The 12,510-nt window shown below is 70.1% G+C and carries 12 protein-coding genes; 6 read left to right on the top strand and 6 right to left on the bottom strand.

Features of this window, described 5'->3' with window-relative positions; all coding sequences use genetic code 11:
- Window positions 1–15 precede the first annotated feature (15 nt).
- The 5 genes from FXO23_RS31800 to FXO23_RS31780 all read left to right on the top strand — a co-directional run bounded on the left by FXO23_RS31800 (window position 16) and on the right by FXO23_RS31780 (window position 4,761).
- On the top strand, window positions 16–684 hold the full coding sequence (locus tag FXO23_RS31800) for a DUF899 family protein (RefSeq protein WP_158889180.1): 669 nt from the start codon (window positions 16–18) through the stop codon (window positions 682–684).
- A 98-nt stretch (window positions 685–782) separates the two neighbouring features.
- Window positions 783–2,441, top strand: a complete 1,659-nt coding sequence (locus tag FXO23_RS31795) for an N-6 DNA methylase (RefSeq protein WP_218952201.1) — start codon at window positions 783–785, stop codon at window positions 2,439–2,441.
- Window positions 2,441–3,325, top strand: coding sequence for a hypothetical protein (locus FXO23_RS31790; protein WP_158889179.1), 885 nt, complete (start codon window positions 2,441–2,443; stop codon window positions 3,323–3,325). The genes FXO23_RS31795 and FXO23_RS31790 overlap by 1 nt, the downstream gene beginning before the upstream one ends.
- Before the next feature lie 153 nt (window positions 3,326–3,478).
- Window positions 3,479–3,961, top strand: a complete 483-nt coding sequence (locus FXO23_RS31785) for a GbsR/MarR family transcriptional regulator (RefSeq protein ID WP_246258148.1) — start codon at window positions 3,479–3,481, stop codon at window positions 3,959–3,961.
- Complete coding sequence (locus FXO23_RS31780) at window positions 3,958–4,761, top strand: class I SAM-dependent methyltransferase (RefSeq protein WP_158889178.1); 804 nt, start codon at window positions 3,958–3,960, stop codon at window positions 4,759–4,761. Before FXO23_RS31785 ends, FXO23_RS31780 begins: the two co-directional genes overlap by 4 nt.
- On the opposite strand, the gene ligD is transcribed toward FXO23_RS31780, so the two are convergent.
- From ligD to FXO23_RS31750, 6 genes are all read right to left on the bottom strand, one after another.
- Window positions 4,758–5,759, bottom strand: coding sequence for a non-homologous end-joining DNA ligase (gene ligD, locus FXO23_RS31775; protein ID WP_158889177.1), 1,002 nt, complete (start codon window positions 5,757–5,759; stop codon window positions 4,758–4,760). The genes FXO23_RS31780 and ligD overlap by 4 nt on opposite strands.
- A complete protein-coding gene (locus FXO23_RS31770; protein WP_179956931.1) occupies window positions 5,756–6,835 on the bottom strand; it encodes an ATP-dependent DNA ligase in 1,080 nt (359 codons plus the stop codon). Before FXO23_RS31770 ends, ligD begins: the two co-directional genes overlap by 4 nt.
- Before the next feature lie 201 nt (window positions 6,836–7,036).
- Entirely contained in the window at window positions 7,037–7,597 is a 561-nt protein-coding gene (locus FXO23_RS31765; RefSeq protein WP_158889176.1) for a dihydrofolate reductase family protein, read from the bottom strand.
- Between the two features lie 11 nt (window positions 7,598–7,608).
- Window positions 7,609–8,640: a CobW family GTP-binding protein gene (locus FXO23_RS31760; protein WP_179956936.1), complete on the bottom strand. Its 1,032-nt coding sequence runs from the start codon at window positions 8,638–8,640 to the stop codon at window positions 7,609–7,611.
- A gap of 42 nt (window positions 8,641–8,682) precedes the next feature.
- Window positions 8,683–10,314 carry a flavin monoamine oxidase family protein gene (locus tag FXO23_RS31755; RefSeq protein WP_218952200.1) on the bottom strand — a complete coding sequence of 544 codons (1,632 nt, stop codon included), beginning with the start codon at window positions 10,312–10,314 and terminating at the stop codon, window positions 8,683–8,685.
- 3 nt (window positions 10,315–10,317) lie between these two features.
- Entirely contained in the window at window positions 10,318–11,712 is a 1,395-nt protein-coding gene (locus FXO23_RS31750) for an APC family permease (RefSeq protein ID WP_158889174.1), read from the bottom strand.
- Between the two features lie 206 nt (window positions 11,713–11,918).
- Between FXO23_RS31750 and FXO23_RS31745 the strand changes: the two genes are divergently transcribed.
- Window positions 11,919–12,404: an Lrp/AsnC family transcriptional regulator gene (locus tag FXO23_RS31745; RefSeq protein ID WP_158889173.1), complete on the top strand. Its 486-nt coding sequence runs from the start codon at window positions 11,919–11,921 to the stop codon at window positions 12,402–12,404.
- The last annotated feature ends 106 nt before the right edge of the window (window positions 12,405–12,510 follow it).

The following is a 12,510-nucleotide window of genomic DNA, read 5'->3' as shown; positions in this document are numbered from 1 at the left end:
GAACGGGGTTCCGCGATGAGTGTTGCATTTCCCGGAGAATCAGCCGAATACCGAGCCGCCCGCGATCGGCTGCTCGAACGCGAGATCGAGTTGCGCCGGGTCACCGAGGCGGTGGCCGAGGCGCGGCGCGCGCTCCCGCCGGGCGGGATCGTCCCGCAGGATTACGTCTTCACCGGGACCGGCGGCGAGCCGGTGCGGTTGTCCGAACTCTTCGCCCCGGGCAAGGACACGCTGGCCGTCTACAACTTCATGTTCCCGCGCGCCCCGGGTGAAGACCTGCCGTGCCCGTCGTGCACGGCGTTCCTCGACTCCTTCGACGGCACCGCGGGCCACGCCGTCCAGCGCGTCAACCTGGCGGTCGTCGCGAAGACCGCCCCGGAGAACCTGCTCGCCCACGCCGACCGGCGCGGCTGGCGCCACCTGCGGCTGCTGTCCTCGGCCGGCAACGACTACAACCGCGACTTCCGCGGCGAGGTCGAGGACGGCCAGCAGATGCCGATGCTGAACGTGTTCCGGCGCGACGGGGCGGCGATCCGGCACTGCTGGGGATCGGAACTGCTCTACGCCCCGCCCGATCCCGGTCAGGATCCGCGCCACACCGACACGATCGATCCGCTGTGGAACCTGTTCGACTTCTTCCCCGAGGGCCGCGGCACGGACTGGTACCCCGCCCTCGACTACTGAGCCGGGCTCCTCGGCGCTCGCCGTGATCGCGACCCCATAGGATTCGGCCGCTGGCGTGCCTCCGCCACAATCGAACATTCGTACGACAGGATGACGTGGTGAGCACCTTCGAAGCGGCTGTGGACAGCCCCGCCCTGCGCAAGGCCCGGGGCGCGTTCTTCACGCCGTCGGCGCTGTGCGACTACATCGTCGACTGGGCCGTGCGGACCCCGGCCGATCAGGTGCTGGAACCGGCGTGCGGCGAGGCGGCGTTCCTGCTGTCGGCCGGTGCGCGCCTGGACCGCCTCGGCGAGGCCGACGGGGTGACACCCGGCCCGCTGCGCGGTGTTGAACTCCATGCGGCCAGCGCCCGGCACGCGGCGGCCGTCGTCGAGCAGGCGGGTCACCGGGTCCAGGTCGACGTGGGCGACTTCTTCGAGTTCGACCCGCGGCCGGCGTACGACGTGGTGGTGGGCAACCCGCCGTACGTCCGCTACCAGGACTTCAGCGGTGAGGCGCGGTCACGCTCCCGCCAGGCCGCCCTGCGCGCCGGGGTGCCGCTCACCGGGCTCGCGTCGTCGTGGGCGGCGTTCACCGTGCACGCCGCGCTGTTCCTGAAACCGGGCGGGCGGCTCGGCCTGGTCCTGCCCGCGGAGTTGCTGACCGTGAACTACGCGGCGCCGGTGCGCCGCTTCCTGCTGGAGCGGTTCAAATCGGTCCGGCTCGTCCTGTTCACCGAACGCGTTTTCCCCGGGGTCCTCGAGGAGGTCGTCCTCGTCCTCGCCGACGGGTTCGACCAGGGGTCCACCAAGCACTGCGACCTCTACCAGGCACGCAACACCACCGATCTGCACCAGGCGGTCGGGCGCCGGTGGGAACCCGCGGATCCGGACGCGAAGTGGACCCCGTCCCTGCTCACCACCGCGGCGGTGGCGTCGTACGAGACGCTGGCGGGCAGCGACGCCTTCACCACGTTGCACGCGTGGGGCGAGACCACGCTGGGGATGGTCACCGGCAACAACCGCTACTTCACCCTGTCCCCGGCGCGGGCCGAGGAACTCGGGCTGGCCGACGGCGAGTTGCTGCCGATGTCGCCGCCGGGTTCCCGGCACCTGCGTGGCCTGGCCTTCACCAAGTCCGCGTGGCGGGAACTCGGCGAGGAGGGCAAGGCCACCTACCTGCTGCGCCCACCGGAGGAACCGTCCGCCGCCGCCCGGGCCTACTTCGCGGCCGGTGAGCGGGACAAGGTCGACCAGGCGTACAAGTGCCGGGTGCGCAAACCGTGGTGGCGGGTGCCGCTGGTGGACAAGCCCGATCTGTTCCTCACCTATATGAACGCCGACACGGCCCGGTTGTGCGCGAACCGCGCCGGGGTGCACAACCTCAACTCCGTGCACGGTGTCTACCTGCATCCCGGGCTGCGCACGCTCGGCACCGACCTGCTGCCGATCGCCTCGCTCAACTCCATGACCCTGCTCGGCGCGGAAACCGTGGGCCGCGCGTACGGCGGCGGCATGCTGAAGATCGAACCCAAGGAAGCCGATCGCCTTCCGGTGCCCTCGAAGGAACTCCTGGCCGAAGCCGGGGCGGCCCTGCGGAAGGTGCGTCCGAAGGTGACCCGCCTGCTGCGCGCCGGGAAACTCCTCGAGGCGGTGCGGGCCGTCGACGACGTCCTGCTGGTGGCGCACACCGAACTGGACCGCGGCCAGGTGCGGGCGCTGCGGGAAGCCCACAGCGAACTGCACGCACGCCGGGTGTCCCGGGGCCGAGCGACGTAATGGCCCCGGAGCCGTCCGATGTCTTCGGCCTCCTCGAACCGCTCGTGCGGGCGCGGCCGGACACCAATCCCTGGGCGCTGCACGCGGACGGCACGGTCAGCTACCAGGCCGACTTCGCGCTGCTGGAGAAGATGCTCACCGTTCCGGTGGCCGAGGGCGCCGGAACCCAGTCGGGACGCCTCGCCAAGGCGATCGACGCGTGGGTGGCGCAGGAACTCCGCCGGGGCGGGTTCGGCGAGGACGAGGTGTGGCCGCGCCTGACCGCGCCGCGCGTGCTGCCGCGCGAGGTCGCCCTGCTCCTGGAGAAGCTGCCGCGTTCCCTGCAACCGGCCGTCCGCGCCCATCTCCAGCGCAATTCGGCGGTGGCCCCCTCGGACGCCCGGGTGCTCGGCCGGGCGTACCTCAAACAGGTCGACGTGCTGATCTGGTCCCGCGGCCCGGAACTCCTGGTGTCCACCAAGAGCATGACCTCGTCGTTCCGGAAGAACCTGGCGAACCGGTTCGAAGAGGCCTACGGCGACGCGAAGAACCTGCGCGGCCGCTACCCGTTGGCCGCCATGGGTTTCCTGTTCGTGCTGCGGTCCACCGCGTTGCGGGAACGGGGAACCGTCGAGCGCGCGGTCGACATGCTGCGCAAACTCAAGGCGGAAAGCGACGTGTACGACGCCACCTGCCTCCTGATCGCCGACTGGTCCGACGCCGACCCGGCCGAAGTCCGCGTCCTGGGCGACGCGGCCCCCGAAGACCTGGGCGCGAACGCCTTCCTGGCCACCCTGATCGACTCCGTGCTGGCCCGCACCCCGGTGGACATGCACGTCCCGGTCCGCGAACGCCGGGAACACCGCGAAATCCCCCTGGACGACGACCCCAACCTGCTGGGCTGACCATCGTCGGCTACCGCGAGTCCTGAGTGTGGAGTTCGCGTGCCTGAGTGTGTAGTTCGCTTACCCGAACGTGGAACTCGCCCGGGCACGGGGACGGCGACGGGGTGTACAGTTCGTTCAGGACGTACTTAACGGTCTGTACGGGGTGGGTGGATGACGAGGCTGTCCCCGGGTGAGCGCGAGTTCATCGATCGGATGGGGCTGTCCATGGAGAAGTTCGGCGGCCCGCGGACGATGGGGCGCATCTACGGCTGGCTGCTGATCTGCGACCCGCCGGAGCAGTCGCTCACCGAGATGGCGAAGACGCTCGAGGTCAGCAAGGCATCGATCAGCACGGTCATCCGGCAACTGCAGGAAGGCGGCATGGTCGAACGCGTTCCGGTGGCGGATCGCCAGCACCACTACCGCGTCACGCCCGGCGGCTTCACCCAGGTTCTGCGCACCCAGATGGCGCAGGCGCGGATCGGTATCGACGCCGTCGAACTCGGCCTTTCGGTGCTCGGCCCGGACCGCCCGGAGCAGCGGGAACGACTTGAGGACGTCCGGGATTTCTTCACCTTCCTGGGCGAGGACGCCGAGGAGTTCATCCAGCGCTGGGAAGAATACCGCAAGCGAAAAAAGAGGAGTGGACGATGACCGAGGGAAAGGTCGACTTCACCGGGGTGAAATGGGGGTCGGTGGAATGGACCATGCTCTGCACCCTGTACCTGCGCGCCTATGAAAGCCGTTCGAATCATTCCATCCTCGGCGACCACGCGGCGGCCGAAGCGATGGACCGGATCGACTACGACTTCGACCGGATGAAGAGCCTCCGGCCGTCCAGCAACCAGTTCCTCGTGGCGTTGCGTGCGAAGCAGTTGGACGTGTGGGCCACCGATTTCCTCGCCCGGCACCCGGACGCGATCGTGCTGCACCTCGGCTGCGGGCTGGACAGCCGCGCGTTCCGGCTCGATCTTCCGGCCGGTGTGGACTGGTTCGATGTGGACGTCCCCACCGTCGTCGAACTGCGCCGCCAGGTCTACTCGGAGCACGACCGCTACCAGATGATCGGCTCCTCGGTGACCGATCCCGAATGGCTGGACCGGATACCCGCGGATCGCCCGGTCCTGGTCGTCGCCGAAGGGCTGCTGCCCTACCTCACCGAAAACGAAGTCCGGCAACTGCTCCAGCGCCTGACCGATCGTTTCCCCACCGGCGAATTGATGTTCGACGGAATTCCGCCATGGGGTGCCAAGGTGATGAAGATCTTCCGCTGGGGAATTCGCGACGGGCACCAGCTCGAACAATGGAACCCGCGGCTGCGTTTCCTCGAGAAGGCATCCATCTTTTCGCATTTCGCGGAGATACCGGCGAGGGGCATCCGCGCGGTGTACCGGCTCACCAACGCGATCCCGGCCTGCAGGAACTTCTCCCGGATGTACCGCTTCGGCTTTTAGTCGCGCCGCGCGCGGCTCGGCGCGACGCGCGGGGGCTCGCCGGGCTGCTTCGGGTACACCGGCGGCCACGGGGCGTCCATCAGCCCGCTCGCCAGATCGCGGCGCGACCATTCGAGCAGCGGTTCGAGCGACTGTGGGCGCGTTCCCGCCCACGGGTCACCCGATTCGGCCACCCGGGACGGCACTGTCGCCAGCGTCAGGGCGTCCGGTTCGACCTTCTCCAGTTCGTCCCAGCCGATCGGCGTCGACACCTGCCCGCCCTCGCGGGGCCGCACGCACCAGGTGCCGAACACGGTTTTGTGCGGGGCGTTCTGGTTGAAGTCGACGAAGACCCGGGCGCCCCGCTCCTCCTTCCACCACTGCGCGGTGATCAGCCCGGGATGGCGGCGTTCGAGTTCCCGGGCCAACGCCACCGCCGCCGCGCGCACCTGGTAACCGTCCCAGCGCGGCTCCAGGGCCACGTAGATGTGCAGGCCGCGGGAGCCCGAGGTCTTCAGGTTCGCCTCGATGCCGAGTTCGGCGAGCAGTTCCCGGGTGCGCGCGGCCGCTTCCCGCACCTGATCGAACCCGACCCCCGGCGACGGGTCGAGATCCACCCGCAGTTCGTCGGTCACCTCGGGGGTGGCGGCGCGGAACGGCCAGACGTGGAAACCGAGGCAGCCGAGGTTCACCGCCCACAACACGTGCGCCAGATCCGCCGCGACGAGCGCGTCGCTGGTCGTGCCGTTGGGCGTCGCCACCCGCGTGGTGGTCAGCCACGGCGGCGCCGACTTCGGCACCCGTTTCTGGAACCACGACTTGCCACCCGCGCCGTCCGGATAGCGTTCCAGCAGCAACGGGCGGCCGCCGAGCGCCGCGAGCAGCGGTTCCGCGATGGCCTGGTAGTAGCGGACCAGGTCGAGTTTGGTCTCCCCGCGCTCGGGGAAGTAGACCTTGCCCGGATTCGACACCGCGAGCTCGATGCCGTCCACCTCGATCGTGACCGCACTCGAACTCACGACGGCACCTCCGCCCGGAACAGCGCGGCGAGTTCCGCGGGGGCGACTTCGTCCAACTGGGCGTAGGTGCACGACTCGGGCCGCCGGTCCGGCCGGAACCGGACCAACCGGCCGCCGTGCCGGAAGCGCCCGGCCTGCACGTGTTCGTAGCGGACCTCGGCCACCCATTCGGGCCGCAGCGGTTCCCAGGACAGGTCCTTCTGCCCGGTCCACCGGCTCAGCCCGCCCGGCATGCGGCCCCCGGCCTGCGCGTCCGCGTCGGCCCAGGCCCGCCACGGATGCCCGTCGAGCGCGTTCTCCCGCAGCGGCGCCAGCTCGTCGACGAGTTCCCGGCGCCGCTCGGCCGTGAAACTGCTGGCCACGCCCACGTGGTGCAGCGACCCATGCTCGTCGAACAGGCCCAGCAGCAGCGAGCCGACGCTCTTGCCGTCCTTGTGCCAGCGGAATCCGGCGACGACGCAGTCGGCGGTGCGCTCGTGCTTCACCTTCCACATCACCCGTTTGTCCTGCTCGTAGGGCAGGTCCAGCGGTTTGGCCATCACCCCGTCGAATCCGGCTCCCTCGAACCGGGTGAACCAGTCCTGGGCGACGTCCGGATCGCTCGTCATCGGTGTGAGGTGGACTCGGCCGAACGCCCCGGACAGCACGCTGCCGAGCAACCGGCGGCGCTCGGCGAACGGCTCACCGGTCAGCTCCCGGTCGTCCAGGGCCAGCAGGTCGAAGGCGACGAAGCTGGCCGGGGTCTCCTCGGCCAGTTTGCGCACCCGCGAGGCGGCCGGGTGCAGCCGCAGTTGCAGCGCGTCGAAGTCGAGGCCGGCACCGGTGACGATCACGATCTCGCCGTCCACCACGCACCGGCGCGGGAGCGTGCCGGCGAGGAGTTCGACCAGTTCGGGGAAGTACCGCGTCAATGGCCGGTCGTTGCGCGAACCGAGTTCGATCTCGTCCCCGTCGCGGAACACGATGCACCGGAATCCGTCCCACTTCGGCTCGTAGGCCAGGCCGGGAGCACGCGGGACCTCGCGCACGGACTTGGCCAACATCGGCTTCACCGGCGGCATCACGGGCAGATCCATGGCGAGATCGTACGTGCCCGGAGCCGATCATGGCAGGAAAAACCCCAGCTCAGGCGACCCGGGGCGACGGGACCGCCGTGGGGCGTCGGCGGTCCCGTGCCCGGTCAGCCCACCGCTCGTCCTCGGCGAGCTCCCCCAGCAGGTTGGTCCTGCACTCGCCTGTACCCGATCCGGCCGCGCCCTACACGTCGACGTCCGGCCTCAGGTCCGGGTGCGGTAGTGGAGGAACACCGTTCCGTTGCCGAACCGGCGTTCGTCCAGCAGTTCGAGCTGGAAGCGGACGTTGCCGGGCAGGGCCTGGTTACCGCCGCCTACCACGATCGGCGACAGGAACAGCTGGCATTCGTCGACCAGCCCCGCCCGGAACGCGTGGGCGGCGAGTTCCGGGCCGCCCACCGCGAGATCCGCCTCCGCCGACTCCTTCAGCCGCCGGACCGCTTCCGGGTCGAAGTCCCGCTCGATCCGGGTCTTCGCGGTGGACGCCGCTTCCAGCGTCCGGGAGTACACGATCTTCTCGGCCGCCTGCCAGACACGCGCGAAGTCCAGCGTCGGCGATGACTGGTCGGGCAGGGTTTCCGGGTTCTCCCAGACCTCCATCACCTGGTACATCCGGCGACCGTAGAGGTACGTGCCGACCGGCCGCATGAGGTCGTTGACGAACGCGTGCACCTCCTCGTCGGGCGCCGCCCAGCCGAACTCGCCTTCTTCGTCCGCGATGTATCCGTCCAACGACTGAAGCGCCACGTAGGTCAGCTTTGCCATGGCCGGTGAGCCTAGTCCTCCAGGTACCGGAGAATCCGCAACATCGCCTGCTCTTCGACGTCCCGCGGCCGCGGTTCCACGCAGTCTTCCAGCGTCTTGCGGATCAGTTCGGCGTCGAGGTCCCGGCCGATCAGCACCAGCCGGGTCGCGCGCGGCTCGTCCCGGCCCCAGTTCGACCGGTGGACGCGGAGGTAGCTGCCGACCGTGTGCAGGGTGAACTTCTGCCGGTGGCCGGTCACTCCGAAGTAGACAAAGCCCTTCATCCGGTACAGCCCGGCGGGTCGTTCGTCGAGGAACCGCATGAAGCGGCGCGGGTGCAGCGCCTCCTCGGTGACGAACTCGACGCTCTGGTACTGGGCGTGCGCGTGGCCGTCGTCGCAGTGGTGATCGTGCTCGTGGAGTTCGTCGAACGAAAGCTGCCGCGCCACCTCGGCGCGCTCGGGCCGGGTGCGGCGGTCGAAGAACAACTCCGGATCCACGCGCCCGTGTTCGGTCGGCACGACCGGGGTTCCCGCCGCGAGCCGCCCGATCTCGTCGAGCAGCCGGGCCCGCGCGTCCCCGGTCCGGCGGTCGATCTTGTTGAGCAGCACGAGATCGGCGAACCGCACGTGCTGGTCGAGTTCGGGATGCCGGGCGCGAGTGTCCTCGAACTCCGCGGCGTCGACCACCTCGACCAGGCCGCCGTATTCGATGCGCTGGTTCGTGCTGGCCAGCACCAGCCGGACCAGGCTGCGCGGTTCGGCCAGGCCGCTCGCCTCGATCACGATCACGTCGATCTCCGAACCGGGCCGGGCCAGCCGGGTGAGGAGCTTGTCCATCCCCGCGGTGTCGACCGCGCAGCACAGGCAGCCGTTGCTCAGCGAGATCATCGAATCGACCTGACCGGCGACCAGCATCGCGTCGACGTTGATGCTGCCGAAGTCGTTGACGATCACGCCGATCCGGGCGCCCGCGTTGTTGTTCAGCAGGTGGTTGAGCAGGGTGGTCTTACCGGAACCGAGGAAACCCGAGACGACGATGACCGGAATTCGAGTCTTCACCAGGTGCTTTTCCTCCAGGACGTGAACAGCACCGAAGGTACCCGACTACGCCAGGTCGGCCAGCACCTCCCGGGCCGCTCGGGCACCGCTTTCCGCGCCCCCGTTCATATATCCCTGCGAGTCGGCCGAGGTGTGCTCCCCCGCCAGGTGGATGTTGCCCTGGCGCGTTCCCTCGTAGCCCGCGTACCGGTGGCAGTAGTCGACCGGATAGCAACTGTAGGCGCCCAGTGAGTCCGGGTTGACGTGCCACGCGGCGAGCGTCGCCCGGCCGGTCCACGCCCGCCGCACCCCGGGCACGACCTCGTCCACGGCGGCCAGTTCGCGGGCCGCCGCCGCGCGCACGTACGCGGTCCGGTTGGTGGTGAACGGCCGGGCGGGCCGGAAGCGCAGTGCCCCCTCGCCACCGCCGTACTGCACGGCGATGCCTTTCCGCCCGGGCTGCCCGGCGGTGGCGTCCCAGGTCTGCTGGTAACCGAGGTCGGCGAACGTGGTGCCGTTGGAAACCCCGGGCCACGGCCCCGGCGCGAGCCACGGGCGGGAGCCCAGGCCGAGGTGCAGTTTGCTGCAGAACCCCATGCGCAGCGCGGAAATCGCCGCGCGCATGCGGGGATCGAACCCGGCTCGGGTGTGGTCGACCCGCTGGAGCACGCCGATCGGCAGGGTCAGGATCGTGTGGTCCGCGCGGACCGTCCGGCCCCCGTCGAAGGTCAGCGTCTGGCCGCCGTTCGCGTCGCGTGCGATCGCCTCGAGCCGCCAGCCGTACTGGATGGCGTTCCGCGGCAACGCGGCCGCGATCGCTTCCGGCAGGCGCTGGTTGCCGCCGGTGATCCGGAACCGTTCGTCGGAGGCGCCCCAGACGTTCGGATTCGCCAGGTCCTCCTGGTCGGCCATCAGGTAGACCAGGTTCACCGCGGTCTGCTCGCCGGTCTCGCGGCCGTATTCGACGGTGTAGGCCTCGTCGAGGAACCGGGCGATCCAGGTCGAGTAACCGCCGGGAACGCGGGTCGCGATCCACTCCTCGACGCTCATCCGGCTCAGCGCCACCCCGCCCGGGGTGGCCGAGTCCCAGGTCGGCGCCGCCTCCCCCGCCGTGTCGAGGTCGGCCCGCAGCGCCTTGTAGACCGGCCGGAAGTCCTCGACGAACTGGGGGTGCGAGCGGTAGCGGCCGCCGAAGAACAGGAGGTCCCGGCTTTCCTCCGGCGCGGCGTCGCGGACGTCGGTCAGCGGCAGGCCGAACCGCCGGGCGAGGTCGCGGATCGCCGTGTGACCGGTGTCGATGAACTCGCCGCCGTATTCCGCGGTCTGGCCGCCCCAGTAGTCGCGTTCGGAGAACATCCGCCCGCCGACGCGGTCCCCGGCTTCGAACACGGTCGCCGCGATCCCGGCGTCGGCCATGGTCAGCGCCGCGGTCAGCCCGGCGATCCCGGCGCCGACGATGGCGATCCGCGGCGCGGGTTTCCTGACGGGGACGGCTCGCGCGGGGCGGGACGCGCCCAGGACGAGCGCCGCACCGCCGAACGCGGCGCCGATTCTCAGCACGTCCCGGCGGCTCAGCGCGCCCGCGGCCCGGGCCAGCCGGGCTTCGCGGAACTCGAGCACCGGCATCCCGGCGCGCTCGGCCGCCGCATGGTCGAGCGCCGTGCGGCGCAGGAAGCGGAACATCTCGGTGCGGGGCAACGATCACTCCTCGCTCTCGGGCCGCGCGACGACGATCCAGCGCCGGTCCGGCCGGGGCCGGAGGTACCAGCGCCAGTAGGCGGTCGCCAGCACCAGGATGCCAACCGTGATGACCAGATCCAGGAACTTCTGCTGGGAAAGGATGTAGAGCAGCGCGATCGCGACCAGGATCGGCAGCACCGGCCACCACGGCATCCGCCACGCCTGCCCGGTCCGGTGCGCGCCGCGGCGGCCGACCAGCGAGGCGACCGCGACGCCGAGGTAGAGAGCGGCGACCGACACGCTGGTCACCCCGGAAAGCGTGTCGATCGGCACGAAGCACAGGGCGGCGCCGGACAGTCCGACGACGAGCGTGGCGACCCACGGCGACCCGAACCGGCGGCTCACCGTGCCGAACGCGCGGCTCACCGCCACCGGCCAGGCGCGATCGCGGGCGGAGGCGTAGAGGACCCGCGAGTTCTGGATGACCATCACGATGGCCGCGTTCACGATGGCGGCCGCGATGCACAGGCTCACGAACACGCCGACGCCCGAACCGCTCCACCCGGTCACCATCGCCGCGAGGTCGCCGGCGGCGAGCGTCTCCAGATCGGGGGCGCCCAGGATGATCGCGACGACCGGGACGAGCACCACCAGGCCGCCGATCAGCAGGGTCCACAGCACGGTACGCACCACCGTCCGGCGCGGGGACCGCATCTCCTCGGAGAGGTAGACGGCGGTGGTGAAACCCTGCAGCACGAACAGCGCGACGGCCAGCCCCGCCACCACGGTCACCGCGGTCAGCGTGCTCGAGTGCTCGGTCAGCGCGGGGCGCAGCAGCACCGTCACCGGGCGTTCGGCGTGGGCGAAGCCCAGCGCGGCCACCACCCCGGCGGCCACCACCTCGAGCCCGAGGAAGATCCCGGTGATCCACGCGTTGGCGCGCAGGTTCAGCAGGCCCATCAACGTCGAGGCCACCATCACCAGGGCCCCCGCGACCGGTGCGTCGAGCTCGACCACCGCGCTCAGGTACTCGGCCACGCCGACCGCGATGATCGGCGGGATGACCAGGACGATGAGCAGCGAGAGCACGAACATCAGCCAGCCGGCGAACCGGCCGGCCACCGTGCTCACCATCGCGTACTCGCCGCCGGAACTGGGCACCAGCGTGCCCAGTTCGGAGTAGCAGAAGGCGACCGCGACGCACAGCAGCCCGGCCAGGGCGATGGTCAGCGCGGTGCCGGTGCCGAGCGTGCCCAGCAGCGGGGGCACGACCACGAACAACGAGGACGCCGGGGTCAGGCAACTCAGCGTGAGCAGGGTTCCGCCGGTCACGCCGATCGATCGCGTCAGCGCGCGCGGCGGGCCGTCGCGGTCCGGTGTGAGCACCGGCGGGTCGGGGGTCGCGGTTCCGGTCATGCGCGCTCTCCTTGCCCTCGGCCGACAACGGTGTGACGCATAGAACAGCGCGAAATTCGCGATGTCAACGGGTCGATCGCAACGAAATCCGTTGTTAACGTGATCCAATGCCTCGAATTGGCCCACCTGGAGCACCGATCGGCGACTCGACCCGCGAACCGCCCGGAAGCCGGCCGACCGCGCCGGGCGACCGGAATAATGCGCCCATGAACGCGAAGAACCCGGCCACCGAACGGCCCGCGTCCCCTCCGCTCGACGACCTCTCGAAGAAGATCATCGAGCAGCTCCAGGAAGACGGCCGGCGGTCGTATTCGGCGATCGGCAAGGCGGTCGGCCTGTCCGAGGCCGCGGTTCGCCAGCGGGTTCAGCGCCTGTCCGAAACCGGTGTGATCCAGATCGTGGCGGTCACCGATCCGATGCAGGTCGGGCTGTTCCGCCAGGCCATGATCGCGATCAACGTCGACGGCCCGCTGGAACCGGTCGCCGACGCGCTCGCCGAGATCGACGAGATCGCGTACGTGATCATCTGCGCCGGCCGGTTCGACCTCCTGTGCGAGGCCATCTGCGCGGACGACACCCGCCTGCTGGAGCTGATCTCCACCCGGATCCGCACGATGCCGGGCGTGCGCCGCGCGGAGACGCTCGTCTACCTGAAGCTGCGCAAGCAGTCCTACCAGTGGGGCACCCGCTAGCCCCGGCTACGAAATCCGCAGCCTCAAGCCTTCGCAACAACGGATTCGCTTGCGCAAGGTCGACTGGTGTGCGATAAACGAGGAAGACCGCGCCGCCGGGACAACC

The organism is Amycolatopsis anabasis (assembly GCF_009765355.1).
GTDB lineage: Bacteria > Actinomycetota > Actinomycetes > Mycobacteriales > Pseudonocardiaceae > Amycolatopsis > Amycolatopsis anabasis.
This window is presented reverse-complemented; position numbering and strand designations above follow the sequence as displayed.

Coding starts and splice junctions, on each gene's coding strand:
- FXO23_RS31780 (WP_158889178.1), top strand. CDS start 3,958: ATGACCGAGGGAAAGGTCGACTTCACCGGGGTGAAATGGGGGTCGGTG.
- FXO23_RS31770 (WP_179956931.1), bottom strand. CDS start 6,835: ATGGATCTGCCCGTGATGCCGCCGGTGAAGCCGATGTTGGCCAAGTCC.
- FXO23_RS31800 (WP_158889180.1), top strand. CDS start 16: ATGAGTGTTGCATTTCCCGGAGAATCAGCCGAATACCGAGCCGCCCGC.
- FXO23_RS31750 (WP_158889174.1), bottom strand. CDS start 11,712: ATGACCGGAACCGCGACCCCCGACCCGCCGGTGCTCACACCGGACCGC.
- FXO23_RS31745 (WP_158889173.1), top strand. CDS start 11,919: ATGAACGCGAAGAACCCGGCCACCGAACGGCCCGCGTCCCCTCCGCTC.
- FXO23_RS31765 (WP_158889176.1), bottom strand. CDS start 7,597: ATGGCAAAGCTGACCTACGTGGCGCTTCAGTCGTTGGACGGATACATC.
- FXO23_RS31790 (WP_158889179.1), top strand. CDS start 2,441: ATGGCCCCGGAGCCGTCCGATGTCTTCGGCCTCCTCGAACCGCTCGTG.
- FXO23_RS31785 (WP_246258148.1), top strand. CDS start 3,479: ATGACGAGGCTGTCCCCGGGTGAGCGCGAGTTCATCGATCGGATGGGG.